This window comes from Mesorhizobium sp. B1-1-5 (assembly GCF_006443065.1).
Taxonomy (GTDB): domain Bacteria; phylum Pseudomonadota; class Alphaproteobacteria; order Rhizobiales; family Rhizobiaceae; genus Mesorhizobium.
Genome location: NZ_VFWS01000031.1, coordinates 18900 through 45321 on the forward strand (window position 1 = coordinate 18900; position 26422 = coordinate 45321).

Sequence of the window (26422 nt, forward strand, 5' to 3'; positions counted from 1 at the left end):
TTCTATGGCGAAGCAAGGAGCGAAGCGACGCGGCGCAGACCATAGAATCCATTCCGTGACTTGGAGGCGCCGCCACGCCACTAGTTTGGGCGGGGCTCTCGTAGCCGACCCGAAACGGCCCTCCGGTGCCCCGGCTTCCGGCCCGCCTGAAAACGCCCTTCCAATCCAAAGTGTGGCCAAATGGAAGCATCTGGCCACCATTTTTGCTGGCAGCTCGAAGCCTTCTCTCGACTCTGCCAAGCGCTTTACCTAGTTTGCCGCGCATTCGAAGGCGGCGGCGTATGAAGAATCTTATCCTGCTTTTTCTCGGCATGGCCCTGGCGGCGGCGGTGGCAACCGCCGATGCCGCGACCATCGTGCCCCCAGGCAACCGCAACAGCGTGCAGCCGGATATTCCAGGCGCCTCCAGCCGGCGCACCCAGGCCACCAACACCACCTTCCAGGCCAAGTACCGCAAGGTCTACGCGCTCTTGCAGAACGATGCCGAGCTGCGCGGCAAGATCAGGAAGGCGGCAGCGGCCTACGGCATCGATTCCATGCATATCGTCGGCGCTATCGTCGGCGAGCATACCTACAATGTCGACGCTTACGACCGCCTGCAGACCTACTACGTCAAGGCGATCTCCTATCTGTCGAGCAAGCTCTCCTTCGCCTATCACGGCGAGGACGTCTCGGATTTCATCCAGCGGCCGGAATTCGAGAAATGCGCCGGCATGGACGACAGCTACGACCTTTGGGAATGCCGCGAGCAGGTGTGGAACCGCGCCTTCCGCGGCAAGAGCGTCGGCGGCGAGGACTTCCCCAACGACCGTTTCGGCGCCACCTTCTTCCAGCCCTATTATGCCGGCCAGACCTTCGGCCTCGGCCAGCTGAACCCGCTGACCGCGTTGCAGATGAGCGACCTCGTGCACAAGGTCTCGGGCCTGCCCAGGCTCGACGTCGGCGATCCCAACGCGGTCTACAAGACCATCATGGACCCCGACCTGACGCTGCCCTACGTCGCCGCGACCATCAAGAAGTCGATTGACGCCTACCGCGGCATCGCCGGCTTCGACATCTCGAAAAATCCGGGCCTCACCGCCACGCTCTACAATGTCGGCAACCCCGAAGAGCGCGCTTACGCTCTGAAGGCCGAGAACGAAAAGCGCCGCGCCGCCGGCGAGCCGGAAAAGCTGCCCGAAGAAAATTATTACGGCTGGTTGGTCAACGACAAGCTGGATGAGCTGAAGGCACTGTTTTAGGCGGGTCTGTCACGCTGCCAGCAGCGACTTCAGCTTGACCGCTTGCGAGCCGAGCGCTTCCGGCGCCGGGCTCGCCCGCCTGGCGATCAGCATTTCCGCCAGCCGGATGTCGCGCGCCACCGCATTGCCGGGGCCGATGCCGCTGGCGGCCACCAGCCTGCCGTCCTCGGCCAAATGGAACAGGATGAAGGCGCCGTCGTCGAGGTCGCGCCGCACGATACTCTTGCCTTCGTCGGACAACCCGGAGATCTGCAGGGTCAGCCCATACTGATCCGACCAGAACCACGGCACGGCGGCATGCGCCTCGCCGCCGCCAAGCATGTTCTTCGCGGCTAAGGCGCCCTGTTCCTGCGCGTTGCGCCAGGCTTCGAGGCGCACGCGCCGGCCGCCATAGACGGCGAGCGGGAACGAGCAGCAATCGCCGGCGGCGAAGATGTCCGGATCGGCGGTGCGCAATTGCTCGTCGACCGCGATGCCGTTGTCGATGGCCAGCCCCGCCTCGGCGGCAAGCGCGGTCACCGGCACGGCGCCGATGCCGATCACCGCGAGATCGGCGACGACCCTCTGCCCGTCGGCCAGCGTGATGCCGACCTCCGCGCCGTCGTCGTCAATCGCCGCGATCCCCTGGCCGGTGCGGATCGTAACGCCCTCGGCCTGATGCGCCTTGTGGATGATCTCGGCGATCTCGGCCGGCACGCCGCGCATCAGGATGCGCGGTTGCGCCTCGATGACGGTGACGGCGGCGCCTAGCTTGCGCGCCGCGGCGGCAAGCTCGAGGCCGATGAAGCCGCCGCCGATGATGGCGACGCGGTTGCCGGCGCTGAGATGAGCGCGAATGGCCAAAGCGTCGTTGAACGTCCTGAGATAGACGCAACGGCCGCCGAGACCCGGCATCGGCAGCTTGCGCGGCACGGATCCGGTCGCCAGCAAAAGCTTTTCATATGGCAGGGAGGATCCGTCCGACAGTTGCACGACATGCGCGGCACGATCGATCGCGACGGCCCGGACGGAGTGTATATGGCGGATCGCGCGCTCGGCGAACAGCGCGTCGGTGGCGATCGCCTTGATCGCCGGCGCCTCGCCGGTCATCGCTTCCTTCGACAGCGGCGGCCGTTCATAAGGCAGATGCGGCTCGTCGCCGACCAGAGTCACCGGCCCTTCGAAGCCGAGATCGCGCAAAGCGAGCGCGGCGCGCCCGCCGCATTCGCCGGCTCCGATGACCACCATTCCTCCCGTCATCAGCGTCACCCGACCTGAACAAGAACTTTGCCGGCGTCGACCTTGACCGGATAGGTCCTGAGGCTGACGCAGACCGGCGCGCCTCTTGCATCGCCGGTCTTGTAGTTGAAGCGGCCATTGTGCTTCGGGCATTCGATGATGTCGTCCATCACCAGCCCGTCGGCCAAATGCACCTTTTCATGCGTGCACAGCCCGTCGGTCGCGAAATACTCGTCGTCGGGGCTGCGGTAGATGGCGAAGGTGCGGCCGGCATGGTCGAACCGCATCACGTCCTCCTCATCAATGTCCCCGGCCGCGCAGGCCTCGACCCAGTCGCTCATCTCGTCCTCCGCGAAAATCGGTTGGTTAAGCTCTTCGGCAGATCATTCGGCCGCGGCCGCCACCGGATTGTCGTTGTGCAGCTCTTCCCGGTAGGGCTTCGCCGTCGGCGGCAGCGCGCGCTTGAGGAAGTAATCCTCGTTGCGCAGCTGGCGCAGGAAGGCCGGGATCATCTCGCGATAGCCGGCCAGGATCGACGGCGTCGGCGCCGGCAGGTCATGTTTGATCATCTCATGCAGCTTCGGCAGCGCGTGATAGGGCACCATCGGGAACATGTGATGCTCCACATGGTAGTTCATGTTCCAGTAGATGAAGCGGCTGACCGGGTTCATGTAGACGGTGCGGCTGTTCAGCCGGTGATCGATGACGTTCTCGGCCAGCCCGCCATGCTGCAGCAGTCCGGTCATGACGTGATGCCAGGCGCCGTAGAGGCGGGGCAGGCCGATCAGCATCAGCGGCAGCCAGGAATGCAGGTAGAGAGCCAAGGCGATCGTGGCGATGTAGATAGCGAGCCATAGGCGGGCGACGCGGATGGCCTTCGGCTGCTCCTGTTCCGGGATGAAAGTCTTTTCCGCCGCGCTGATGACGCCGGCAGCGTTGCGCACCATGTCGGTCATGGCATGCCAGGCGTCGAGAATGCCGAAGAAGTTCAACACGACGCGCAGCAGATCCGGCGGCCGCATGACGGCGATCTCGGGATCGCGGCCGACGATGATCGTGTCGGTGTGGTGGCGTGTGTGGCTCCAGCGCCATGTCACCGGATTGCGCATGATCATGAAGCAGGCGAGCTGGTAGACGGCGTCGTTCATCCACTGGGTGCGGAAGGCCGTGCCATGGCCGCATTCGTGCCAGCGGGAATCGGTCGAGGAGCCATAGAGCGTGCCATAGACGAAGAAGAACGGCACGCACCACCAGCTACCCCAGAACCAGGCGCCGCCCGCGCCGCTGAGTATCAGCGCGCCGAGCCAGATGATGGTGTCGCGGATCGCCGGCTGGTCGGAGCGCTGCATCAGCTCCTTCATCTGCTTGCGCGGGATCTCGGTATGGTACCACTCGGCCGCCGCTAGCCCGTTCTCGACCGCGAGCTTGGCGTCGCGGCCGGTCAGGCTGTAGTCGCGTGGCGACGCCGACGAAGACGTCATGGCCGTCATTGAGGTTCCTCCAACAGCGCCCGGCGAACGGTTTTAGCAGGTCTGGGCTCGTTCATGGCCGGCTTCCACTTCACCATACCGCCGGCCCATGATAGTCTCAACATCAGGAAGATAGTTTCTATCATTTCCTATCAGAGTGAGATATGCTGAGTCGGACAAGCAATGGAGCATTCATGGCAAAGCGGCCGACCATTAGCGATCTCGCGCGCGTCTCGGGCGTCAGTGTCGCCACCGTCGACAGGGTGCTGAACAGCCGCCTGCCGGTGCGCGAGGAGACGGCGCGCCGGGTCTACGAGGCCGCCACCGAGATCGGCTACCACGCGGCGGGGCTGATCAAGCAGCGCATGCGCCAGGAATTGCCGGAATACCGGCTCGGCTTCCTGCTGCTGAGGGGCAATGACGTCTTCTATGGCGATTTTGCCAGGGAGCTCGAGCTGGCGGTTTCGCAGTCGCAACGTTTCCGCGGCACTGCCGCGATCGACTTCGCTACGTCGCTGGCGCCCGATGAGATTGCGGGCCAGATGCGCAGGCTGGCGGCCAAGTCGAGAGCCATCGCCGTCGTCGGCCCAGATCACCCGACGCTGACGGCGGTGGTGGAGGCGCTGAAGGCGAGGGGGCAGCCGGTCTTCTCGCTGCTGTCCGATTTTGCCGCCGGAATCCGCGAGGGCTATGTTGGCCTCGACAACCGCAAGGTCGGACGCAGCGCCGCATGGATGATCGCCAAGGCCGCCAGGAAGCCAGGCAAGGTGGCGCTCTTCGTCGGCAGCCACCGCTTCCATGGCCACGAGCTGCGCGAGATCGGCTTCCGCTCCTATTTCCGCGAGCACGCGCCGGATTTCACCGTGATGGAGACGCTGGTCAACCTCGAGGCGAATGACGTGACGCATGACGCCATGCTCGATCTTCTGGCGCGCCATCCCGATCTTGCCGGTTGCTATGTCGCCGGCGGCGGCATGGAAGGCGCCGTCTCGGCGCTGAGAACGGCGAACCCGGCGGATATGCCGGTCGTCATCTGCAACGAGATCAACGCTGCCTCGCGCGCAGCACTTGCCGACAACATCCTTACCATGGTGATCTCGACGCCGCTCGCCGCGCTCTGCCGGGAGCTCGTGGGGCTTATGGCCCATGCCATCGAAAGCGGCGCCGCCAATGCGCCGGGGCAGACCTTCCTGCCCTTCGATATCTATCTGCCGGAAAACATCTAGAAGCTCCAGCGCAGGGATTTTGATCGGCCGCCCGTTTGCGTTGGCAGGTGGCACGCGTTGGAGATTGGCCGAAACGCCCATCGCGTCGCTTCGCTCCTTGCTCCGCCATAGAATGACGAGGTTGGGCCGGCTTCAACCAATTCCCGGCGTTTGCGATGGGATCGATGTGAAAGAATCCATCAAGCTGATGGATTCTTTCATGGCGATTTGCTCCGATTCGGACTCAGGTTTCGACGATCATGGCCTTCGTCACGGCGATCGGGACCGAAAAACCGGCCAATCTCGTCGGAATCGCCCTTGACGTTTCCAAAACGAAATGGAATAAATATTTCACTAACTAGGCTTTTTGGTTCTTTCGTTCCGGGAGCGTCTGCACGAACGGAGGAAGAGGCGTTCCAGTCGGATTGGGACGCCGCATGGTCGCAGGGAGAGATTCCCCGGGCAAACCGGGGATTCCGGTTCAAATGGGTGCAGCCGGACACCAAGTGGAGGAGAATAAAATGAAGAAACTGCTTTTGGGCGTCGCGCTTTCGGCGCTGATGTGCTCATCCGCCTTCGCCGCCAAGATCGGCGTTTCGATGGCCAAGTTCGACGACAACTTCCTGACCGTGCTGCGCAACGGCATGATCGCGCAGGCCAAGGGCATGAGCGGTGTCGAATTGCAGGTCGAGGATGCGCAGAACGACGTGGCCAAGCAGCTCGACCAGATCAAGAACTTCGCCGCCTCGGGCGTCGACGCCATCATCGTCAATCCGGTCGACACCTCGGCCACCCAGGCAATGTCGGACGCGGCCGCCGCGGCCAAGATCCCGCTGGTCTATGTCAATCGCCAGCCGGTCAATGTCGACCAGCTGCCGGACAACCAGGCTTTCGTCGCGTCGAACGAGGCGGAATCCGGCACGCTCGAGACCAAGGAAGCCTGCCGCCTGTTCAAGGAAGCCGGCAAGAAGGAAGCCAATGTCTACGTGATCATGGGCGAGCTCTCGAACCAGGCCGCGGTGCAGCGCACCAAGGACATCGAGGAAGTCATCGCCACGCCGGACTGCAGCTTCATCAAGATCATCGACAAGCAGACCTCGAACTGGGATCGTGACCAGGCGCAGAACCTGATGACCAACTGGCTGTCGTCGGGCAAGGCGTTCGACGGCGTCATCGCCAACAACGACGAAAGCGCCATCGGCGCCATCCAGGCGATGAAGGCCGCCAACATCGACATGAAGTCGGTGGTCGTCGGCGGCGTCGACGCCACGCAGGACGCTTTGGCCGCGATGCAGGCAGGCGATCTCGACGTGACGGTCTTCCAGGACGCTGCCGGCCAGGGCGCCGGCGCGCTCGACGCGGCGCTGAAGCTCGCCAAGGGCGAAAAGGTGGAACACAAGGTCTATATCCCGTTCCAGCTCGTCACTCCGGCGAACATCGACAAGTTCTTGAAGAAGAACTGAGGCGCGCCGGCGCAATTCCAGGAACGGTTTTCGGTACGGAATTGCGTGAAGACAAACCGCGGAGTGGTGCCGCGACGCATCGGACTGGCTGAAATCGGCTGCTGGCGAAGCGGCGCCGCTCTGTTCCTCTCCCGCCCGATCGGGCGGGAGAACGGGGCGCGGTCATTCGGAGGAAGAAGACGTGTCACAGACATCGCATGGCATTGGCGGGTTGAGCTATGACGCCAAGAAGCGCCCATGGCCGGCCGAGTTCAACGTGTTCCTGGCGCTGGTCATACTCGTCGTCGCCTTCGAGCTGATCGGCCGCGTTTTCCTCGGCGACAGCTTCCTGTTCAACACGCGCGAGAATGTGTCGGGCCTCTTCAACGAGCAGCGCCTGCAGATCATCATCCTGCAGGTCTCGATCGTCGGCATCATCGCCATCGGCGTCACCCAGGTCATCATCTGCGGCGGCATTGATCTGTCCTCGGGCTCGATCGTCGGCGCCACCGCCATGATCGCCATGAGCTTCGCGCAGGTTGCGACCGTCAACGGCAATCCCAATCCCAAGGCGATGTTCATCGATTATGGCTGGACCGACCTGCCGGTTATCGTGCCGGTGCTGGTCGCGATCGGCTGCGGACTGATCGCCGGCCTGATCAACGGCCTGTTGATCGCCTATACCCGCATTCCGCCTTTCATCGCCACGCTCGGCATGATGGTCACCGCGCGCGGCATTGCCAAATGGTGGTCGAAGGGGCAGCCGATCTCGTTCCCGACCGACAGTTTCGCGGCCATCGGCAAGGGCCTGATGCCTGTCGTCATCTTCATCTCGCTGGCGCTCCTGTTCCAGCTTATCCTGAGCTATACGAAATACGGCAAGCATTGCTACGCCATCGGCTCCAACGAGGATGCCGCGCGCATGTCGGGCATCAAGATCGCCAACCACAAGGTGCTGGTCTACGCCATCGCCGGCATCCTCGCCTCGCTCGCCGCCGTGGTGCTCTGCTCCAAGAACCTTACCGCCCAGGCCGGCATGGGCGTCATGTACGAGCTCGACGCCATCGCCATGGCGGTCATCGGCGGCGTTTCGCTGTCGGGCGGCCGCGGCTCCATCATCGGCACCGTGATCGGCTCGCTGATCTTCGGCGTCATCATTTCCGGCTTCACCTTCCTGCGCCTCGACGCCTACTATCAGGAGATGGTCAAGGGCGTGATCATTGTCGGCGCGGTCGTTCTCGATCAATGGCGCCAGCGCCGCCGCGCGATAGGAGCTTGACCATGTCCGACATCGTTTTGAAGACCGAAAACCTCACCAAGCATTATGGCGGCGTGCACGCCTTGCAGGAGGCGAATTTCGAACTGCGCAAGGGCGAGCATGTCGCCATCATGGGCGACAACGGCGCCGGCAAGTCGACCTTCGTGCGCCAGATCACCGGCGTCGAGCAGCGCACCGACGGCAAGATCTGGTTCGACGGCAAGGAAGTGAACTTCGCCGGCCCGATCGAGGCACGCGAGGCGGGCATCGAGACCGTGTTCCAGAACCTTGCGCTGGCCGACGATCTCGACGTGCCGTCGAACCTGTTCCTTGGGCGTGAGAAGGTGCTCTTCAACCTCGGGCCGTTCTCGATCCTCGACCGCAAGGCGATGCGCAAGGCGACCGAGGCGGCGCTGATCCGCACGGCGGTGAAGATCCCCAATCTCTCCAGCACCATCCGCCATATGTCCGGCGGCCAGCGCCAATGCGTCGCGATCGCCCGGACCGCGACCTTCGCCTCCAAGCTGATCATCATGGACGAGCCGACGGCAGCCCTCGGCGTGCAGGAAACCGCGCAGGTCGAAAACATCATCCGTACGCTGAAGGAAAACGGCGAGCCGCTGATCCTGGTCAGCCACAACATGCGCCAGGTGTTCGATCTGGTCGACCGCATCGTCGTCTTCCGCCGCGGCAAGATCGTCGCCAACCTGCGCAAGCAGGACACCGACGGCAACGACATCGTCGCCTACATCACCGGCGCCAAGACCGGACAGGCGGAACTGCAGGCCGCCTGACGGACGCCGCAACGGGCGCTGCGACGGGATCAATCAATCATCCGCGCCGGCCGGCGCGGACAGCTTTCTGAATCACCTCAAAGGATCTTCCATGACTCTCCGCTTCGCTCTTCTCGGCGCCGGTCGTATCGGCAAGGTGCATGCCCGCGCCGTCGGCTCAAATCCGCAGGCAAAACTGGTTGCCGTGGCGGATGCCTTCGAGAAAGCGGCGACTGAGCTCGCCTCCGCCTACGGCGCCGAAGTGCGCACGATCGATGCCATCGAGCAGGCCAAGGACATCGACGCCGTCATCATCTGCACGCCGACCGACACCCATGCCGATCTGATCGAGCGCTTCGCCAAGGCCGGCAAGGCGATCTTCTGCGAGAAGCCGATCGATCTCTCCGTTGAGCGGGTCGAAAAATGCCTGGCCGTTGTCGAGAAGACCAAGGCCACGCTGATGGTCGGCTTCAACCGCCGCTTCGACCCGCATTTCGCTGCCGTCCGCAAGGCGATCGACGACGGCGCCATCGGCACGGTCGAGATGGTCACCATCACCTCGCGCGATCCAGGCGCCCCGCCGCTCGACTACATCGCCCGCTCCGGCGGCATTTTTCGCGACATGACCATCCATGATTTCGACATGGCGCGCTTCCTGCTCGGCGAGGAGCCGGTGGCCGTCAGCGCCCATGCCTCGGTGCTGGTCGACAAGAAAATCGGCGAAGCCGGCGATTTCGACTCGGTCAGCGTCATCCTCGAAACCGCCTCCGGCAAGCAGGCCGTCATCTCCAATTCGCGCCGCGCCACCTATGGCTATGACCAGCGCATCGAGGTGCATGGCTCCAAGGGCATGGTCGCTGCCGAGAACCAGCGCCCGGTGTCGATCGAGCTCGCCAACGACAAGGGCTACACCCGCCCGCCGCTGCACGACTTCTTCATGACCCGCTATCTCGACGCTTATGCCAACGAGATCGCGGCTTTCATCACGGCGGCGACGTCGGGCAAGAAAGCAGCGCCGAGCGGCAAGGATGGGCTGATCGCGCTGAAACTGGCCGACGCGGCCTTGCAGTCGGCCAAGACAGGCAAGACCATCCGCGTCGATTAAATCACGGGCGAGCGTTTGAGGACGGTCAGGTTGTCGGACTGCGGGGTCTAGTGATTAGCCGGAGCATCCCTCACGTCGTCATTCTATGGCGAAGCAAGGAGCGAAGCGACGCGGCGCAGACCATAGGATCCATGCCGTTACATCTGAGCGATGCTAACGGTGCAAAATTCTGCTCCGCTGCGTTCTTCGACTGGCGTCACGGAATGGATCCTAGGGTCTTCGCGACGGAGCTTCGCTCCTGCTTCGCCCTAGGATGACGACGTAGAGGATGGGGCGAGGCACCGAGAAACGATCGGAACCTCAATGAACCTCGAAGTCCATTGGTAGTCAAAAACACAGGAGCACAGCGATGAACGGTTTGGCCGGTCGCAATTCACAAACGCGCGCCATCGTCACCGGCGGCGCGCAGGGCATCGGCTTCGCGGTTGCGGAAGCCTTGGCCGACGAGGGCTGCCGCGCACTGGCGCTGATCGGCCGCTCGCAGGAAAAGGGCGACAGGGCGGTCGCGGCGCTTAAGAAGAACGGCGTCGACGCCATCTTCATCAGCGCCGACGTCGCCAAGGTCGCCGACTGCAAGCACGCTGTCGAGACCGCGATCAAGCACTTCGGAACGCTGAACGCGCTGGTCAACGCCGCCGCCACGTCCGCGCGGGGGTCGTTGGTGGAGACCTCGGAAGAACTCTTCGACCAGATCTTCGACACCAACGTGCGCGGACCCTTCTTCCTGATGCAGGGTCTTGTCGCGCATCTCCTGGAGCGCAAGGCTCCGGGCTCGATCGTCAACGTGCTGTCGATGTCGGCGCATGCCGGCCAGTCCTTCCTCACGCCGTATTCGACCAGCAAGGGCGCGCTGATGACGCTGACCAAGAACGTCGCCAGCTCCTATCGGAAGAACCGCATCCGCTGCAACGCCGTGCTGCCCGGCTGGATGGACACCGAGGGCGAGGCGATCGTGCAGAAGAAATGGCATGGCGCGCCGGACGACTGGCTGGAGAAGGCCGAGGCCGCGCAGCCCATGGGCCAGCTGGTCAAGCCGGCTCAGCTTGCCCGGCTGATCACCTACATGCTGAGCCCGCAGGCCGGCGTCATGACCGGCTCACTGGTCGACTATGATCAGAACATCGCCGGGGTGGTCGGCGAGTAGTCACAGGGGAGTCTGGCGGCGACGCAAGTTACTTCGTCATCCACGGGCGGAGCAAGGAGCGAAGCGACGCGGCGTAGACTCGAGGATCCATGCCGCGACTGCAGAGCGTTGCTGCGGTCCAGAATTATGCATCGCCGCGCTCTTCGGCCAAGGTAACGGCATGGATTCCAGGGTCTTCGCGACGGAGCTTCGCTCCTGCTTCGCCCTGGAATGACGAAATCGCGAAGGTTCGGCCCCACCCCGAAATCGCCAGCCCCATCAGGCACGTGACAAACCCCAACGCTTCGACTATATGAGCCGTATGATCCACCTGACCGCCTCGTCTTGGTACTTTAGCTACGGTAGCTCGCTGGCGGCGGGAGGATTGCGCTCGATCTGAAAACTCCAGATCAAAAATCCGACAAGCCGCCAGACCTGGCGGCTTTTTTGTTTCAGCCGGCAGGTCTCCTAAACCAGGAGCAGAAAGCCGTGTTGACCACCACAGACGACCTTCGGGTCACCGAAATCAGGGCCCTGAGCGCGCCGGACGAGGTGATGCGCGAGATACCGCGCTCGCTCACCGCGACGCGTACCGTCGCCGCCTCGCGCAACGCCATCCATTCCATCCTTTCGGGGGCCGACGATCGACTGCTTGTCATCGTCGGCCCATGTTCCATCCACGATCCGGTCGCGGCCGTTGACTATGCCAGCCGTCTGGCGGCGCTGCGCGAGGCCCTGGCCGACCGGCTCGAGATCGTCATGCGCGTCTATTTTGAAAAGCCGCGCACCACGGTCGGCTGGAAGGGCCTGATCAATGACCCGGACCTCGACGGCAGCTTCAACATCGAAAAGGGGCTGCGCATGGCGCGCAACGTTCTGTCGGCCGTCAACAATCTCGGCCTGCCGGCGGCGACCGAGTTCCTCGACATGACCATCCCGCAATACATCGCCGACCTCGTCGCCTGGGGCGCGATCGGCGCGCGCACCGCCGAAAGCCAGATCCATCGCGAGCTGGCCTCGGGCCTGTCCTGCCCGGTCGGCTTCAAGAACGGCACCGACGGCAATCTCAGGATCGCCGGCGAAGCGGTGAAGTCCGCCGCCCAGCCGCATCATTTCATGGCGGTGACCAAGGGCGGACGCAGCGCCATCGCGGCAACGACCGGAAACGAGGATTGCCATGTCATCCTGCGCGGTGGCATCGCGCCGAACTATGATGCCGCAAGCGTCGAGGCCGCCGCGGCCGAGCTCGGCCGCATCGGCGTCGCGCCGCGGCTGATGATCGACGTCAGCCACGCCAACAGCGCCAAGAAGCCGGAGAACCAGCCGAAGGTCGCGCATGACGTGGCGGGCCAGGTTGCCGCGGGCGACGAGCGCATCATCGGCGTCATGATCGAGAGCAATCTCGTCGCCGGCCGCCAGGACGTCGTGCCCGGCAAGCCGCTCGTCTACGGCCAGAGCATCACCGACGGCTGCATCGACTGGGCGACCACCGAGACGGTCCTGCACGGCCTCGCCGGCGCCGTCGAATGGCGCCGGTCGGTGAAGCGCGAGATGCTTGCCAGCCGGCAGGGTGCGGCTTGAGCGAAAATGGAGAGGGCGGCGATCACGCCGCCCTCAACCCTTCCCAGGCCGTGAATATCGAAACGGCAAACAGCAGCAGCCCCGCTGCGCGGCCTGCAAATATAGTCGCTTGCGGATTGTCGACCAGGAGGCGCCGGCTGCGGCCGGCGGTGACGGCGAGCCCGCCATAGATCGCGGCCTGCGTGGCGACCGTCAGCAATCCCATGATTGTCGCCTGCAGCCAGATCGGGCCGTAAGCCGGCTTCAGGAATTGCGGATAGACGGCAAGGATGAAGAGATAGGCCTTCGGATTGATCAGGCAGGTGACCAGGCCCTGGCGAAACGCCTTCCAGGCCGAGCGGCTCCCCGATGGTGCGTTGTCGCCGACGGTGATCGAGCTGCGCATCAGCGAAATGCCGATATAGGCCATGTAGGCGGCGCCGGCGATCAGCAGCGGCGTAAACAGGATCGGCACGAAATGCATGAGCAGCCCGACGCCGATCGCACCGTTCAGCGTATGCACGGCGCCGCCCAGCATGATGCCGGCAGTCGCGGCCAGGCCCCGGTTGCTGCCGCCGGCCAGCGCATTGGCCAGCACGAACAGCATGTCCATGCCCGGAACGGCGATGATGCCGAACAGAAGCACGAAGAACAGCCAGAGGTTTTCGCCATAGCTCATGTCAGTTGCCGGTCGCTTCGATCGCCGGCCGATAAGGAACCTGTTGCTTTTCAAGCGGGTAGGCGGCCCTATAGGGCATTCCAACTGACGGGGGTGTGTCAGTTGCATTCCAGCCGGGTGAGAAAATGCGCAAGGCCTCGCGCCTGTTCGAGATTATCCAGATCCTGCGGTTGGCCAAGAAGCCGGTGACGGCGGCCACGATCGCCGAGCGGCTGGAAGTGACCGCACGCTCGGTCTATCGCGACATCGCGGCACTGCAGGCCATGCGCGTGCCGATCGAGGGCGGGCGCGGCATCGGCTACATCTTGCGCCCAGGCTTCGACCTGCCACCGCTGATGTTTTCGATCGAGGAGATGGAAGCGATCGTGCTGTCGCTGGCCCTGCTGGAGCGCACGGGCGACGACGAGCTCAAGCAGGCCGCCAAGCGCGTCGGCGCCAAGATCGCCGGCGCCGTGCCGCCGCCTTTACGGCAAACGCTCGACGCCAACGCCCTCCATGCCTGGGGCTTTGCCGCACCCTCCGCTTCCGCCGTCGACCTCGCTTTGGTCCGCCGCGCCATCCGCGACGAGGAGAAACTCGACCTCTCCTATCGCGACGAGGCGGGGCGGCCGACCGGCCGCATCATCCGCCCGGTCGCCCTGATCTACTATGCCGAAACCGCCAATATCGTCGCCTGGTGCGAGTTGCGCCAGGCCATCCGCAATTTCCGCAGCGACCGCATCGAGGATTGCCGGGCGGCCGGCCAATGGTTCAAGGGCGAAGGCGACCGGCTGCGGCAGGTGTGGGTCGACGGCTGGGAGATCAATGCCCCGGTGGCGGCCGGCAACTGACCAGTTGCCGGCCTTGGATCTCAGGGAACGATGCCGCGGCAGGCCCAGGCGACATTGGCGAAGGATCGCGGGCCATCGGGCCGGCCGGCTTGATAGGCATCGCGGACGGCGGCCTCGACACGCTCCCGCTCGGCCGCATCCAGTGTCATGTATCTGCCGAGCGGGCCTTCGCCGGCGCCGATCGGCGCCCAGAAGTCGTCGAAATCCGCGTAATCCATGCGGATCATCAGCTCGGCCTCCGTGACATCGGCCAGGCCTTGCTCGACAAAGGTCCGCTTCATCTCGCCCGGCTGCACCATCGGTTGGAAGCAATAGCGGCTGCGCATCTGACGCCCGCTTTCGCTGAGCGCAGCAACTGTGTCGATCATCATGCGCATGCCGGCCATGCCGCCATAATGGTCCCAGACCACGGCCGCGACCACGCCGCCCGGTCGCGTCACGCGGCGCATCTCGGCCACCGCCTTGGCGGCCTCCGGCACGAAGTGCAGCACCAGCAGCGCCAGCGCGCGGTCGAACGCATTGTCGGCGAACGGCAGCGCGGTGGCGTCCGCCTGCTGGATGGTGACGCGCGGATCGGTGTTCCTCTCCTTCGCCGCCGCGACGAAGATCGGCGAGAAGTCGATGGCCTGGATCTCGGCGAGATCGCCTGACTTCGCCAGCTCGAAGGTGAGGCTGCCGGTGCCGCAACCCACGTCGAGGACTTTTTCGCCGCCGGCCAGACCGGCGAAGTCGATGAACTTGGGCGCGAGCCTGCGACTCCAGCGCCCCATCAGTTGCTCATAGCCTGACGCCGCGTGAACGGTGAAGCTTGATGTCATCCCGCCCTCCCTTCGCTGAAGTCAGCCTAGACGTCCACGGAAGCCATGCCAAGCAGCCAAAGCAGCGGATCGTTCCGTGACCGCACACAAGCGGTAGGCCCCGGCGGCCCAGCACATTGCCGGGACTGTGCACAGAAGCTAATATGGCGCCGAACCCTCGCGGATATTGGGGGACGGGGTGAGCAAGATCCTGATTTGCGGTGGAGGCGTAATCGGGTTGTGCGCGGCGGCCATGCTTGGCCGCGACGGTCATGACGTGACGGTCCTCGAGGCCGATCCGGCGGACCGGCCTTCGAGTTCCAGTCAAGGGTGGGACTGGGAGCGCCCCGGCGTTGCGCAGTTCAGGCAGCCCCATAACCTCAGCTCGCGTTTCCGGATGGTCGCCGATCAAGAATTGCCGGGGCTGACGGATATTTTGCTGCGCGCCGGCTGCGTCTGGATGGATTTCTTCGACCCTCGATCGTTGCCCCCGACGATAACGGACAGGGCGCCCCGCCCGGGCGACGAAGCCATGCGCTTCGTCACCGGCCGGCGGCCGGTGATCGAGTGGGCCACGGCCGAGATGGCGCAAGCTGCGCCCAATGTGACCGTCCGGCGGGGGATCAAGGTTCGCGAGTTGATCACGGGAGCCTCAGCCATTCCCGGCGTGCCGCATATTGCGGGCGTTCGAACGACGTCCGGCGAAGAGATTCGCGCCGATTTGGTGATCGATGCGATGGGGAGGCGAAGCCCTGCCTGCGAATGGATCGTTGCGGCGGGAGGCCGCAGTCCCAGCGAGGAAGCCGAGGACAGCAATTTCGTCTATTTCACCCGCTATTTCACGGGCAAGCAGCGGCCGCGCCGAAAGGGCCGCCTGCTCACGCCGATGGGCCTGTTCTCGATTCTCACCCTAGATGGCGACAACGACACCTGGTCGGTAACCCTGTTCACCTCCGCGAGAAACAAGGCCATGCGCGTTTTGCGCGACACCGCCACGTTTCACCGTGTCGTCATGGCATGTCCGATGCAGGCCCATTGGCTTGACGGCGAGCCGATCACGCATGTCCTGCTGATGGCAGGCGTTCTCGACCGCTACCGGCGGTTTGTCGTCGAACACCAGCCTGTCGTCACCGGGTTTGCGGCTGTGGCCGACGCCTGGGCTTGCACCAATCCGTCCGCCGGGCGGGGGTTGAGCGTCGGCCTTCTGCACGCGCAGGTGCTCAGGAATGTCGCTCGCCGGCACATCGGCGACCCTGCCGAATTCTCGCGGGAATACGATGCCGAGACCGAACGCCAGGTCGGGCCGTTCTATCGCAACCAGATCGCCGCCGACCGTGCCCGGATCGCGGAGATGGACGCCCTGGCGGACGGCCTTCCTGTTCCGCCGCCCAATCCGGTCATGGCCCGGCTTTTCGCCGCCGCAAGCGAGGATGCCGACGTGTTTCGCGGCGTGATCGAGATCGCCATGTGCGTTTCGCTGCCGCAGGATGTCGTCGCCAGACCGCATATCGCGGCAAAACTGGCCGAACTGGACGGTCGCCCCTTGCCGCCGAATCCCAACATCATCGATCGCGACCGTATGGCATCCCTGCTTGCCGGCTGATCTTTTCGCAATCCGGCCTCGACGCTCGGGGTTAAAAGCTCGTCGGGACCGCGATGACGGAGACTTCGCTCACGCAGGCGTCGTTTTGCCGGTCGAGAGAACGTCGAACACTTCGCCCGTTTCGGCCACGAGCGTTCGCACCAGTTGGTCGGCCGGAAGCTCCCTGTTCAGCGCCGCCGCTTGCCCATAGAGATGGAAGGCGAAATCCTTGTCGCCGCCGAGCGGGGCGCTGAGCGCGACCATTTGCGGGAAGTCCGGAAGCGGCACCCTGCTCTCCTCCATTTCCAGGGCGTAGCGGGTGCGTCTGGCCCGCGCCGCGCGGCCGGTGAAGGCATCGGTGACCATCGTGTCCATGTCGGTCGCCGTGCGGATCAGGGCGCGGCGCGGTGCGTCCGTGCCGGCTTCGTCGCAGGACAGGAAGCCGGTGCCGATCTGCACGCCGCTGGCGCCAAGCGCGAAAGCGGCCGCTATGCCGCGGCCGTCGGCGATGCCTCCCGCGGCAATGACCGGGAGTTCGACGGCATCGACGACCTGGGGAACCAGTGCCATCGTTCCAACGCCGTCGCCAGGACCATTGGGAGCATGCGAACCGCGGTGACCTCCCGCCTCCCAGCCCTGGGCGATGACCGCGTCGGCTCCGCCGTCGGCGAGCTTGCGCGCCTCGGCGACATTGGTCGCGGTGCCGATGATTGCGATTCCGGCTTGCTTCAGCCTGCCGACGGCAGCCGCATCCGGAATGCCGAAATGAAAACTCACGACCGGCGGCCGGACCTCGAGCAGCAGTTCAAGCTTTTCTTCATCGAAACCCGGTCCGATCGGCGGAAGCCTCCGCGAGGGTTCGCCGAGCGACATCTCCTCGTAGTAGGGCCGCAACCTGTCGATGACCTGGGTCAGCACGGCGTCGCCGGTGTCGGGCCTGGGAAAAACAAAGAAGTTGAGGTTGAAGGAACGCCCGGTCAAGGCGCGCATCTGGCGCGCAACATTGCGCAGGCCATCCGGCAGCATCGATGCGCATCCGAGCGACCCCAGCCCGCCGGCATTGCTCACTGCGGCGGCGAGTTCCGGCGTCGCAGAGCCCGCCATCGGCGCCTGGATGATCGGATGCTCGATCTTCAAGAGATCGCATAAACGGCGGTTCGGCCACATGAGCGTTTTTCCTGTTGGGAAGGAACACACGCCCACCCATCATAAGCCGGTCTCGGGGCCGGGTCACCGGAATTGTGCGGGTACGCTCCCCACGCTCTCCCGCTCCACCAGCGGGCACTCCAGCTTGGTGATCGGATAGCGTCCGCGGCCGGGCGTCGGCGGTGTTTCGAGCTGCTCGATCGCCCATTGGCCCATCGCCAGATGCGGCAGGATGGAGGTCGTCAGCGGCGGGAAGAGATGGCGGGCGATCTCCTCATCGTCATAGCCGACCACGGAGATGTCCTGCGGGATATGCAGGCCGGCTTCCTTCAGCGCTTCGTAGCAGCCGATCGCAGTGCGGTCGTTCTGGCAGAAGATGGCGGTCGGTCGCTCCTTGAGCCCGAGCAGCTTGACCGTCGCGGCATAGCCGGCACTGGCCGACCAGTCGCCCTCGACCACCAGTTCCGGGTCGAACGGGATGTCGGCGGTGGCTAGAGCGCGGCGGTAGCCCTTCAGCCGATCTTGAGCGGCCTGCATCCACGGCTCGCCGGTGATGGTGGCGATGCGGCGATGGCCATGGCCGATCAGGTGTCTTGTCGCGCTCTGGCCGCCGGCGATCTCGGAGGGAACCACGGCCGGGAAGGCATAATCGGCGGTGTAGCAGTTGAGCAGGATGACCGGCATCTCGAGGCTGTAGAGGAAATCCGGCGCGGCGATCTCGCGGGTGAAGATGGTCATGTAGATCAAGGCCGTGATGCCGCGCCCCGTCAGCGCCTGGATGGCGCGCGGCTCCATCACCGCGTCGCCCATGGTCTGCGCCACCAGAAGCACGTTGCCGGCGTTCCACGAGGCCTGCCGCGCGCCCTCGATGGCGACCACCGCCTCGGGGCTGGTGGCGAGCTGGTCGACCGCGAAGCCGATGATGCCATCCAGGCCTTCGAACGGCGTCACCGGCGGCCGCAGCGCGGAAAAGACCGGCGGCGAATAGCCCAGCGCTCGGGCCGCCTCGATCACCCGGTCGCGTGTCTGTTGCGACAGCCTGATGCCCGGGGAATTGTTGAGCACGAACGAGACCGTCGCCTGCGAGCAGCCGGCGGCGCGTGCGATGTCGGTCATGGTGACGCGTCCTTTGGGCTTGGCGGCCGGCTTGCGGCGCCTGGAAGCCCCGGGAGGATCGCGCAGTTCCGTCGGTTCACTCATGGTCGGTTCCCAAACCCGGCCGGCTCTAAAGCAAAGGCCGATTGCAACGGCAAGATGGTCGGCACGCTCATATGAAACGCACCATTGATAATAAGTATTATCAAGCGCGACATACAAATCGCCGGCCGCGCCGCATCGCGACGAAATCAATGCGACAAGGTCAGCAGCGCTGACAATTCCCATGGGTTTCCGTGCGGTAGCAGGCTTTTGCCGCACGTGCACTCCTCATTCCCGGCGCATCTTTCGACCAGCGTCTCCTCCGCTTCGAAAGCGCGCGCCTCGGTCTAAAACTAATACTCTTTACTAATAGCTGTAAGCGTTCTACTGTCAACTCGTCGAAACCGTCCGGGCTTCCGCTCGGTGCCGGCAAAGTGCGAAGGATGCTCGCTCGAAACCCGGCGGGATCGCCGGTTTGGGCTCGTGTCCATCCTCACGAAAATGTCAGACAAATCGGACTATTTACGAATGCCACATGAGTGTCTAGTGTCTCGACCGCGGCCGGATCGGAACCGTTCTTAAGTCGGCGGACCTTTGCGCCACACCCTTGAGGAGGAGGGTTATCCGCGCCGCAGCCGAGACATCAGCGAAGAGTTCTACAAGGGAGGTTGAACTATGAAATCCATGATACGCAACGCATCCGTCGCCGCGGCGGCCTTGGCTTTAGGCCTGTCGGTAAGCGCCAGTGTGCGCGCCGACGACAAGCCGACGCTGGCCTTCGTCGTCAACGGTGCGTCAGACTTCTGGAAGGCGGCGGAAGCCGGCGTGAAGAAGGCGCAGGGCGAACTGCCCGACTACAATCTCGAGCTCAAATATCCGGAACAGTCGTCGGTCGCCATCCAGCAGCGGCTGATGGACGATCTGGTGACGGCAGGCGTCAAGGGCATCATGGTCTCGGCCGTCGATCCCAAGACCTCGACCGACGGACTGAACAAGATCGCGTCGGAAACCGCGCTGTTCACCACCGACTCGGATGCCCCGCAGACCAAGCGCGTCGCCTATATCGGCTCGTCCAATGTCGATGCCGGCAAGCAGGCGGCCGAGATCGCCAAGAAGGCGATGCCCGACGGCGGCAAGTGCCTGGGCTTCGTCGGCCTGCTCGGCGCCGACAACGCCAAGGAGCGCATCCAGGGCATGAAGGACGGGCTCGCCGGCAGCAAGATCGAGCTCGTCGATGTGCGCGGCGACGACATCGATCAGGCCCGCGCCAAGAAGAATGTCGAGGACGCGCTGGTCGCCAGCCCCGACATCACCTGCATGGTCGGCTTCTACTCCTACAACACGCCGCGCATCTATGAAGCGCTGCGCGACGCCGGCAAGCTCGGCCAGATCACCGTCGTCGGCTTCGACGACGATCCGATCACGCTGGGTGGCGTCAAGGAAGGCACCGTCGCCGCGACCGTGGTGCAGCAGCCGTTCGAGTGGGCTTATCAGGGCATGAAGCTGATGGCCGCCTACCTCAAGGGTGACAAGTCAGGCATCCCGGACGGCAATCTGATCATCATCCCGACCAAGATCATCGGCAAGGATGACGTCGACGCCTACGCCGCCAATCTCAAGGCGATGCAGGGCAAGTAGGTCCAAAACAGATGCGCCGGCTCAAGGGTCCGCCTTGAGCCGGCGTTCGTATTGACGGACCTGCCAAGGCCCGTCAGTCTGTGGGCCACCGGCTGTTGCCCGTGCGGTAAACTATGGCGTGATGACCTCTACCGATTCCACTCAACCGACCACCGCTCCGTTTCTGAGCCTCGATGCCGTGCGCAAGACCTATCCGGGCGTCGTCGCGCTGGACAGATTCTCGATGGAGGTCCGGCCCGGCGAGGTCATAGGCCTGGTCGGCGAAAACGGCGCCGGCAAATCGACGCTGATGAAGATCCTCGGCGGCGTGACGCGGCCGGACAGCGGCACCGTCACCGTCGATGGCGCGGCGCATGACGGCCTGACCGTCGAGCAGAGCATCGGCTCCGGCATCGCCTTCGTGCATCAGGAACTGAACCTCTTCGAAAACCTCGACGTCGCCGCCAACATCTTCTTCGGCCGCGAGCCGCTGCGCGCCGGTCCGCTGAGGCTGGTCGACCGCGCGAAATTGCGCGAGATGGTGGCGCCGCTCCTGAAGCGCGTCGGCGCCAATTTCTCGGCCGACGCGCCTGTGGCGTCGCTGTCGCTCGCGCAGCAGCAGATGGTCGAGATCGCCAAGGCGCTGTCGATCAAGGCCCGCCTTGTCATCCTCGACGAGCCGACTTCCAGCCTGCCGATGGCGGAAACCGAAAAGCTTCTCGACGTCATCAAGGGCCTGAAGGCGCAAGGCATCAGCGTCATCTTCATCTCGCACCGGCTGCATGAGATCGAGCGCGTCGCCGACCGCGTCGTGGTGCTGCGCGACGGCACGCTGGCCGGCACCCTTCCCAAGAGCCACATCAATCACGACGAGATGGTCAGGCTGATGATCGGCCGCATGCTGAAGGAGCGCGAGAAGGCCGGCGAGGCCGCCCGCGCGCCGGGCAGCGTGGCCCTGTCGGCGGATGCGATCCGCACCAGCACCTATCCGGACCGGCCGGTCAGTCTGGAATTGAAACGCGGCGAGATACTCGGCCTCGCCGGCCTGGTCGGTTCCGGCCGCACGGAGCTCGCGCGCGTGCTGTTCGGGATCGACGAACGGCTCGCCGGCAGCGTTGCGCTCGACGGCAAGCCGCTGAATGTGACATCGGCCGCCGACGCGGTGGCGAACGGCATCTTCCTGGTACCCGAGGACCGCAAGCTGACCGGCATACTGCTCGATCTCTCGATCGCGCAGAACATTTCATTGCCCAACCTGCCGGCGCATGCCAGGCGCTCGCTGGTCTCGGCCGGCGCCGAGCTCGCGACGGCGGAAAAGCAGAAGAAGAACCTCGGCATCAAGGCGCCGTCGGTCTTGACCCGAACCGGCACGCTGTCGGGCGGCAACCAGCAGAAGGTGGTTCTGGCCAAATGGCTGGCGATGAACCCCAAGGTGATGATCCTGGACGAGCCGACGCGTGGCATCGACATCGGCGCCAAGGCGGAGATCTACGGGCTGATGCGGGCACTGGCCGACGCCGGCGTCGCCGTGCTGATGATCTCCAGCGACATGGAAGAAGTGATCGGCGTGTCGGACCGCATCGCGGTCATGCATGAGGGGCAGATCTCCGGCATCCTCGACAAGGACGATTTCAGCCAGGAGAACGTGCTTTTGCTGGCGGTCGGCAAGAAGCCGAAACTGCTGCAAACGGCGGGAGGAGCGCTATGACCAAGAAAGATCTCGGCCTGCTGATCCTGATCCTGGTGGTCGGCGCGGTGGTGACGGCCATCAATCCGCGCTTCCTGTCGGCGATCAACCTCGCCAACACCTCCAATCTGGTCGCTCTGTTCGGCATCCTTTCGATCGGCCAGGCCTTCGTCATCATCACCGGCGGCATCGAATTGTCGGTCGGCTCGGTGATCGCCCTGCTCGGCACGCTGTTCATCGACTTCATCGCGGTGCGCGAGGTGAGCTGGCCGCTGGCTTTCGTGCTGATCCTCGCGCTCGGCGCCATCATCGGCTTCGTGCATGGCTGGCTGATCACGCGGCTGAAACTGCAGCCCTTCGTGGTGACGCTGTGCGGCCTGCTCATCTATCGCGGCGTGGCGCGCTTCTATACCGCCGACGGCACGGCCGGCTTCGCCTTCGGGCAGAACTTCCCGACGCTCGAGTTCCTGACCGCGGGCCGCTCCTACGGCCTGCCGAACAGCTTCATCGCGTTAATCGTCATCGCCATCGTGATGTGGGTGGTGCTGCACCGCTCGGTTTTCGGCCGCTATCTCTATGCGATCGGCAAGAACGAGGAAGCGGCGAAATATTCCGGCATCCGCACGGGCCGGGTGATCATCGCCGCCTATGTCATTTGCGGCGTGCTGACGGCGCTGTCGGCGATCTATTTCGCCATGTACACGCGCTCGATCTCGCCGGCGAGCCACGGCCAGTTCTACGAGCTTTATGCCATTGCGGCGGCGGTGCTGGGCGGCTTCTCGCTGCGCGGCGGCGAAGGGTCGCTGGTCGGCGCTGTCCTCGGCACCGTGCTGCTGCAGGAGTTGCAGAACCTCGTCAACCTGCTCGGCATTCCTTCCTCGCTCAACTTCGCGGTGATGGGCGGCGTGATCCTGATCGGTGTGCTGGTCGACCAGCAATGGGGCGTCTTCCGCGCCCGGCGCCGGATGCTGGAGGCGTCTCGCAGGGGCGTCGCCGGCGCGCCGGCGGAGTAGTCTCGCTCTTCCGTCCACACCCGGACCGGTTCCGATTGGGTCGACGCTCGCGGTGAAGCCGCGGGGCAAGTCCCGATCGTGGACGAATTGCAACAACGCGTGAACCGGAAAACAGCCCTTGTCGCAGAATCGGGGCTGGGCTAAGCAATTGGGTATCTGAGGGTTCCAAGAACAAAATATGGGAGAAATTACCGTGACATCTTCACGTTGGATCGCGCTCGCCGCGCTGGCGTTGACCTGCTCGACCCCGGCTATGGCCAAGGACTGGAAGACCGTGACGGTCGCGATGGAGGGCTCCTACGCCCCGTGGAACCAGACCGATGCCAGCGGCAAGATCGTCGGCTTCGAGGTGGACATCCTGAACGACGTCTGCGCCCGCGCGAAGCTCGAATGCAGCATCGTCGCGCAGGACTGGGATGGCGTCATTCCCGGGCTCACGGCAGGCAAGTTCGATATTGTCATGGACGGCATGTCGATCACCGAAGAGCGCATGAAGACCATCGACTTCTCGATCCCCTATGCCTCTTCGCCGGTGGCTTTCCTGGCCGACAAGAACGGCCCGCTGGCGCAGATGTCCAACACCGGCAAGATGATCGATCTGTCGAAGGACGACGCCGAATCCAAGGCGGCGCTCGACACGCTGCGCAAGGAGCTCACCGGCAAGAATGTCGGCCTGCAGGTCTCGACCACTGAAGCGACCTTCGCCGACAAATATCTCAAGGATGTCGCCAACGTCCATGAATACAAGACCACCGACGAGCACGACCTCGACCTGATGGCGGGCCGCATCGACGTTGCCTTCGCCGACACCACCTATTTCCTCGGCACGCTGGCCAAGCCCGATGCGAAAGACCTGGAATTCGTCGGCCCGCAATTCAAGGGCGGCCCGATCCTCGGACCGGGCATCGGCGCCGCTTTCCGCAAGACCGACAAGGACCTGCAGGACATCTACAACAAGGCGCTCAAGGCCGCGCTCGACGACGGCTCGGTGTCGAAATATTCCATGCAATGGTTCAAGATCGACATTACCAAGTAATGTCGCAACGGGAGTAGCCAAGGCTGCTCCCGTTTTGCATTGAGTGCATGTCGCCCGAAAGTGCGGGAAAACGACATGCACCGAAGCAGGAACCCGTCGATGCCTATCTCGGCGCCCGCAGGAGCCGTAAGTGGAGTTTCTCAACGATCTCAAGGACCAGGTGTCGACGGCCTATGAGCTGTTGGCCGCCGGCTGGGGCGTGCAACTGCTCTGGGGCATCGCCTGGACGCTCGCCGTCACCGTCGTCTCGATGATGATTGGTGCCGTTCTCGGCTCGCTGGTGGCGGCGGCCAAGCTTTCGCATCGCGGCGGATTGAGGTTCATCGGCGAGAGCTACACCACCGTCTTCCGCGGCGAGCCGGAACTCTTGATCATCTACCTGTTCTACTATGGCGGCACGCAGGTCTTGACCGGCGTTGCTCGGGCCACCGGATCGATCGGCTCGGCCGATATCTTGAACATGCCGAGTTTCCTCGGCGGCGTTCTCGCGGTCGGCATCATTTCCGGCGCCTACCAGGCCGAGGTTTTTCGCGGCTCCTTCCTGGCGATCCATCGCGGCGAGCTGGAAGCGGCGCGTGCCTACGGCATGTCGGCCTGGCTGCGGTTTCGCCTCGTGATCATGCCGCAGGTCCTGCGCCTCGCGGTGCCGGGGCTGGGCAATGTCTGGCAATTGACGATCAAGGATTCGGCGCTGATCTCCGTCACCGGCGTCGCCGAGCTGATGCTCACCGCCAACAAGGCGGCGCGCTCGACGCATCATTCGCTGCTTTTCTATACGCTCGCCGGCATCCTCTATCTGGTGATGACGTCGATCTCGACACCGATCTTCGACAGGGCCGAGCGTTACACCTCCCGCAGCTTCACGCGGCCGAAATAAGAGGTGGCGGTGGATTTCGACTTCTACCTTTCAACCATGTGGAGCGTGCTGAAGGCGCTGCCGCTGACGCTCGAGATCTGGTTCTTCGGCATCGCCTTCGGGCTCCTCATCGCCACCGGCCTGACCTGGCTGCGGGCTTCCGGTTACAAATCGGGCGAGTATTTCACCCGCGCCTATGTCTTCGTCTTCCGCGGCTCGCCGCTGCTGGTGCAGCTCTATCTGGTCTATTTCGGGCTCTCCCAGTTCGACTTCGTGCGCCACAGCCCGATCCTGTGGCCGATCCTGCGCGATCCGATGTACTGCACCATCGTCGCCATGGCCTTGAACACTGCGGCCTATGAGAGCGAGATTTTCCGCGGCGCGCTGCGGGCGGTGCCTGTCGGCCAGATCGAGGCGGCCAAGGCGTTCGGCATGTCGGCCTTCACCCGCTTCCGGCTCGTCACGCTGCCGATCGCGCTGCGGCTCGCTTTGCCGGCCTATTCGACCGAAATCATCCTCATGACCAAGGCCACCGCGCTGGCATCCGTGGTCACCATCATGGAGATGATGGGAACGGCGCAGAAGATCCAGCATGACACGTTCCGGCCGATCGAGGTGCTGACCTGCGCCGGCGTGATCTACCTGCTGCTCAACCTGTCGATCGCCCGGCTGTTCGCCTGGGTCGAGCACCGGCTTTCGCCGCATCTGCGTGCCCCGCCCGAGCAGAACCAGCAAGTCAAACCCGTACCGGAGGTGTTGTGATGTCGGCAAATGTCGCCGCTGCGGCGAAAGCCGCGCCGTCCTCCGACGATACGCCCGCCATCAGCGTCAAGGATCTGCGCAAGTGCTTCGGCGATCACGAGGTGCTCAAGGGCATTTCGCTCGAAGCGCACAAGGGCGACGTCATCTCAATTCTCGGCTCCTCCGGGTCCGGCAAGAGCACGATGCTGCGCTGCATCAATCTCCTGGAGACCCCGGATTCCGGCGAAGTGCGGGTCGACGGCGAGCTCATCAAGATGAAGCGGGGTCGCGACGGCCACCAGATGCCCGCCGACATCCGCCAGGTGGAGCGGATCCGCGCCAACCTCGCCATGGTTTTCCAGAGCTTCAATCTGTGGTCGCACATGACCGTGCTGGAAAACCTCGTCGCCGCGCCGACGCATGTGCTGAAGCGGCCGCGCGCCGAGTGCCTGGAACAGGCCGAGGCCTTGCTGAAGCGCGTCGGCATATGGGAGCGCCGCAACTACTATCCGCCCCACATGTCGGGCGGCCAGCAGCAGCGCGCGGCAATAGCCCGCGCGCTGGCGATGAATCCCAAGGTGATGCTGTTCGACGAGCCGACATCTGCGCTCGATCCGGAACTGGTCGGCGAGGTGCTGCGCGTCATGCGCTCGCTCGCCGAAGAAGGACGCACCATGCTGGTCGTCACGCATGAGATGGGCTTCGCCCGCGACGTGTCGAGCAAGGTGATGTTCCTGCACAAGGGCGAGGTGGACTCGGCCGGCGAACCGAAGGAGATGTTCGCCAGGCCGCCGACGCCGCAGTTCAGGCAGTTCATCGCCAACTTCAATAAGTGAAGCGCTGCTTCCCCCTTCTCCCCTTGTGGGAGAAGGTGGCCGCGAAGCGGCCGGATGAGGGGTGTTGGAAG

At 64.2% G+C, this 26422-nt stretch carries 24 protein-coding genes; 17 read left to right on the forward strand and 7 right to left on the reverse strand.

Translation table 11 applies throughout. The features are described from left to right. The first annotated feature begins 281 nt into the window (after positions 1 to 281). A complete protein-coding gene (locus FJ980_RS13035) occupies positions 282 to 1241 on the forward strand; it encodes a DUF1402 family protein (protein ID WP_140543278.1) in 960 nt (319 codons plus the stop codon). A 9-nt stretch (positions 1242 to 1250) separates the two neighbouring features. Here the strand turns inward: FJ980_RS13035 and FJ980_RS13040 are convergent, their stop codons facing one another. From FJ980_RS13040 to FJ980_RS13050, 3 genes are read right to left on the reverse strand one after another with little or no spacing between them, the layout of a single operon-like run. Then, positions 1251 to 2480 (reverse strand): FAD-dependent oxidoreductase, encoded by a 1230-nt coding sequence (locus FJ980_RS13040; protein WP_140543279.1) that lies wholly within the window; start codon positions 2478 to 2480, stop codon positions 1251 to 1253. A gap of 5 nt (positions 2481 to 2485) precedes the next feature. Then, a complete protein-coding gene (locus FJ980_RS13045; RefSeq protein ID WP_140543280.1) occupies positions 2486 to 2800 on the reverse strand; it encodes a MocE family 2Fe-2S type ferredoxin in 315 nt (104 codons plus the stop codon). Positions 2801 to 2842: 42 nt separating this feature from the next. Continuing rightward, the gene (locus FJ980_RS13050) at positions 2843 to 3949 is read right to left on the reverse strand and encodes a fatty acid desaturase family protein (RefSeq protein ID WP_181181187.1); all 1107 of its coding nucleotides are present in this window, start codon (positions 3947 to 3949) and stop codon (positions 2843 to 2845) included. A gap of 173 nt (positions 3950 to 4122) precedes the next feature. Here FJ980_RS13050 and FJ980_RS13055 point away from each other — a divergent pair, with 173 nt between their 5' ends. The 7 genes from FJ980_RS13055 (at position 4123) to FJ980_RS13085 (ending at position 12415) form a co-directional block, all read left to right on the forward strand. Further along, positions 4123 to 5154, forward strand: a complete 1032-nt coding sequence (locus tag FJ980_RS13055) for a LacI family DNA-binding transcriptional regulator (protein ID WP_140543281.1) — start codon at positions 4123 to 4125, stop codon at positions 5152 to 5154. Positions 5155 to 5654: 500 nt separating this feature from the next. Continuing rightward, positions 5655 to 6596: a sugar ABC transporter substrate-binding protein gene (locus FJ980_RS13060; RefSeq protein WP_140543282.1), complete on the forward strand. Its 942-nt coding sequence runs from the start codon at positions 5655 to 5657 to the stop codon at positions 6594 to 6596. Positions 6597 to 6777: 181 nt separating this feature from the next. Beyond that, a complete protein-coding gene (locus FJ980_RS13065) occupies positions 6778 to 7854 on the forward strand; it encodes an ABC transporter permease (protein ID WP_095768206.1) in 1077 nt (358 codons plus the stop codon). Positions 7855 to 7856: 2 nt separating this feature from the next. After that, a complete protein-coding gene (locus FJ980_RS13070) occupies positions 7857 to 8627 on the forward strand; it encodes an ATP-binding cassette domain-containing protein (RefSeq protein ID WP_140543283.1) in 771 nt (256 codons plus the stop codon). A gap of 91 nt (positions 8628 to 8718) precedes the next feature. Next, entirely contained in the window at positions 8719 to 9711 is a 993-nt protein-coding gene (gene iolG, locus FJ980_RS13075) for an inositol 2-dehydrogenase (RefSeq protein ID WP_140543284.1), read from the forward strand. Positions 9712 to 10060: 349 nt separating this feature from the next. After that, positions 10061 to 10855: an SDR family oxidoreductase gene (locus tag FJ980_RS13080; protein WP_140543285.1), complete on the forward strand. Its 795-nt coding sequence runs from the start codon at positions 10061 to 10063 to the stop codon at positions 10853 to 10855. Between the two features lie 468 nt (positions 10856 to 11323). Then, positions 11324 to 12415 (forward strand): 3-deoxy-7-phosphoheptulonate synthase, encoded by a 1092-nt coding sequence (locus FJ980_RS13085; protein WP_140543286.1) that lies wholly within the window; start codon positions 11324 to 11326, stop codon positions 12413 to 12415. Positions 12416 to 12437: 22 nt separating this feature from the next. Here FJ980_RS13085 and FJ980_RS13090 read toward each other — a convergent pair whose 3' ends face one another. Further along, complete coding sequence (locus FJ980_RS13090; protein WP_140543287.1) at positions 12438 to 13073, reverse strand: LysE family translocator; 636 nt, start codon at positions 13071 to 13073, stop codon at positions 12438 to 12440. Positions 13074 to 13198: 125 nt separating this feature from the next. Here FJ980_RS13090 and FJ980_RS13095 point away from each other — a divergent pair, with 125 nt between their 5' ends. Next, positions 13199 to 13903 (forward strand): YafY family protein, encoded by a 705-nt coding sequence (locus tag FJ980_RS13095; protein WP_140543288.1) that lies wholly within the window; start codon positions 13199 to 13201, stop codon positions 13901 to 13903. Positions 13904 to 13923: 20 nt separating this feature from the next. On the opposite strand, the gene FJ980_RS13100 is transcribed toward FJ980_RS13095, so the two are convergent. Beyond that, entirely contained in the window at positions 13924 to 14721 is a 798-nt protein-coding gene (locus tag FJ980_RS13100) for a class I SAM-dependent methyltransferase (RefSeq protein WP_140543289.1), read from the reverse strand. A gap of 178 nt (positions 14722 to 14899) precedes the next feature. On the opposite strand from FJ980_RS13100, the gene FJ980_RS13105 reads away from it, so the two are divergent. Continuing rightward, entirely contained in the window at positions 14900 to 16303 is a 1404-nt protein-coding gene (locus FJ980_RS13105; protein ID WP_140543290.1) for an FAD-dependent oxidoreductase, read from the forward strand. A gap of 69 nt (positions 16304 to 16372) precedes the next feature. Here the strand turns inward: FJ980_RS13105 and FJ980_RS13110 are convergent, their stop codons facing one another. Next, positions 16373 to 17449 (reverse strand): nitronate monooxygenase, encoded by a 1077-nt coding sequence (locus FJ980_RS13110; protein ID WP_140543291.1) that lies wholly within the window; start codon positions 17447 to 17449, stop codon positions 16373 to 16375. Positions 17450 to 17512: 63 nt separating this feature from the next. Then, positions 17513 to 18628, reverse strand: coding sequence for a LacI family DNA-binding transcriptional regulator (locus FJ980_RS13115; protein WP_181181188.1), 1116 nt, complete (start codon positions 18626 to 18628; stop codon positions 17513 to 17515). A gap of 612 nt (positions 18629 to 19240) precedes the next feature. Here FJ980_RS13115 and FJ980_RS13120 point away from each other — a divergent pair. The 7 genes from FJ980_RS13120 (at position 19241) to FJ980_RS13150 (ending at position 26351) form a co-directional block, all read left to right on the forward strand. Continuing rightward, complete coding sequence (locus tag FJ980_RS13120) at positions 19241 to 20203, forward strand: sugar-binding protein (RefSeq protein WP_140543292.1); 963 nt, start codon at positions 19241 to 19243, stop codon at positions 20201 to 20203. A gap of 121 nt (positions 20204 to 20324) precedes the next feature. After that, positions 20325 to 21890, forward strand: a complete 1566-nt coding sequence (locus FJ980_RS13125; RefSeq protein ID WP_140543293.1) for a sugar ABC transporter ATP-binding protein — start codon at positions 20325 to 20327, stop codon at positions 21888 to 21890. Beyond that, positions 21887 to 22882 carry an ABC transporter permease gene (locus tag FJ980_RS13130; protein WP_140543294.1) on the forward strand — a complete coding sequence of 332 codons (996 nt, stop codon included), beginning with the start codon at positions 21887 to 21889 and terminating at the stop codon, positions 22880 to 22882. Before FJ980_RS13125 ends, FJ980_RS13130 begins: the two co-directional genes overlap by 4 nt. A gap of 193 nt (positions 22883 to 23075) precedes the next feature. Continuing rightward, positions 23076 to 23918, forward strand: a complete 843-nt coding sequence (locus FJ980_RS13135; protein WP_224639526.1) for a transporter substrate-binding domain-containing protein — start codon at positions 23076 to 23078, stop codon at positions 23916 to 23918. A gap of 130 nt (positions 23919 to 24048) precedes the next feature. Further along, entirely contained in the window at positions 24049 to 24795 is a 747-nt protein-coding gene (locus tag FJ980_RS13140; RefSeq protein ID WP_246676406.1) for an ABC transporter permease subunit, read from the forward strand. A 9-nt stretch (positions 24796 to 24804) separates the two neighbouring features. Next, positions 24805 to 25536, forward strand: a complete 732-nt coding sequence (locus FJ980_RS13145) for an ABC transporter permease (protein ID WP_181181189.1) — start codon at positions 24805 to 24807, stop codon at positions 25534 to 25536. Next, positions 25536 to 26351 (forward strand): ATP-binding cassette domain-containing protein, encoded by an 816-nt coding sequence (locus FJ980_RS13150; protein WP_140543296.1) that lies wholly within the window; start codon positions 25536 to 25538, stop codon positions 26349 to 26351. The genes FJ980_RS13145 and FJ980_RS13150 overlap by 1 nt, the downstream gene beginning before the upstream one ends. The last annotated feature ends 71 nt before the right edge of the window (positions 26352 to 26422 follow it).

What these genes read in the sequence shown, in the direction of transcription:
- FJ980_RS13090 (WP_140543287.1), bottom strand. Translation starts at nt 13,073, where the DNA reads ATGAGCTATGGCGAAAACCTCTGGCTGTTCTTCGTGCTTCTGTTCGGC.
- FJ980_RS13050 (WP_181181187.1), bottom strand. Translation starts at nt 3,949, where the DNA reads ATGACGGCCATGACGTCTTCGTCGGCGTCGCCACGCGACTACAGCCTG.
- FJ980_RS13080 (WP_140543285.1), top strand. Translation starts at nt 10,061, where the DNA reads ATGAACGGTTTGGCCGGTCGCAATTCACAAACGCGCGCCATCGTCACC.
- FJ980_RS13150 (WP_140543296.1), top strand. Translation starts at nt 25,536, where the DNA reads ATGTCGGCAAATGTCGCCGCTGCGGCGAAAGCCGCGCCGTCCTCCGAC.
- FJ980_RS13055 (WP_140543281.1), top strand. Translation starts at nt 4,123, where the DNA reads ATGGCAAAGCGGCCGACCATTAGCGATCTCGCGCGCGTCTCGGGCGTC.
- FJ980_RS13125 (WP_140543293.1), top strand. Translation starts at nt 20,325, where the DNA reads ATGACCTCTACCGATTCCACTCAACCGACCACCGCTCCGTTTCTGAGC.
- FJ980_RS13110 (WP_140543291.1), bottom strand. Translation starts at nt 17,449, where the DNA reads ATGTGGCCGAACCGCCGTTTATGCGATCTCTTGAAGATCGAGCATCCG.
- FJ980_RS13100 (WP_140543289.1), bottom strand. Translation starts at nt 14,721, where the DNA reads ATGACATCAAGCTTCACCGTTCACGCGGCGTCAGGCTATGAGCAACTG.
- FJ980_RS13130 (WP_140543294.1), top strand. Translation starts at nt 21,887, where the DNA reads ATGACCAAGAAAGATCTCGGCCTGCTGATCCTGATCCTGGTGGTCGGC.
- FJ980_RS13060 (WP_140543282.1), top strand. Translation starts at nt 5,655, where the DNA reads ATGAAGAAACTGCTTTTGGGCGTCGCGCTTTCGGCGCTGATGTGCTCA.
- FJ980_RS13095 (WP_140543288.1), top strand. Translation starts at nt 13,199, where the DNA reads ATGCGCAAGGCCTCGCGCCTGTTCGAGATTATCCAGATCCTGCGGTTG.
- FJ980_RS13115 (WP_181181188.1), bottom strand. Translation starts at nt 18,628, where the DNA reads ATGAGTGAACCGACGGAACTGCGCGATCCTCCCGGGGCTTCCAGGCGC.
- FJ980_RS13120 (WP_140543292.1), top strand. Translation starts at nt 19,241, where the DNA reads ATGAAATCCATGATACGCAACGCATCCGTCGCCGCGGCGGCCTTGGCT.
- iolG (WP_140543284.1), top strand. Translation starts at nt 8,719, where the DNA reads ATGACTCTCCGCTTCGCTCTTCTCGGCGCCGGTCGTATCGGCAAGGTG.
- FJ980_RS13035 (WP_140543278.1), top strand. Translation starts at nt 282, where the DNA reads ATGAAGAATCTTATCCTGCTTTTTCTCGGCATGGCCCTGGCGGCGGCG.
- FJ980_RS13045 (WP_140543280.1), bottom strand. Translation starts at nt 2,800, where the DNA reads ATGAGCGACTGGGTCGAGGCCTGCGCGGCCGGGGACATTGATGAGGAG.
- FJ980_RS13070 (WP_140543283.1), top strand. Translation starts at nt 7,857, where the DNA reads ATGTCCGACATCGTTTTGAAGACCGAAAACCTCACCAAGCATTATGGC.
- FJ980_RS13040 (WP_140543279.1), bottom strand. Translation starts at nt 2,480, where the DNA reads ATGACGGGAGGAATGGTGGTCATCGGAGCCGGCGAATGCGGCGGGCGC.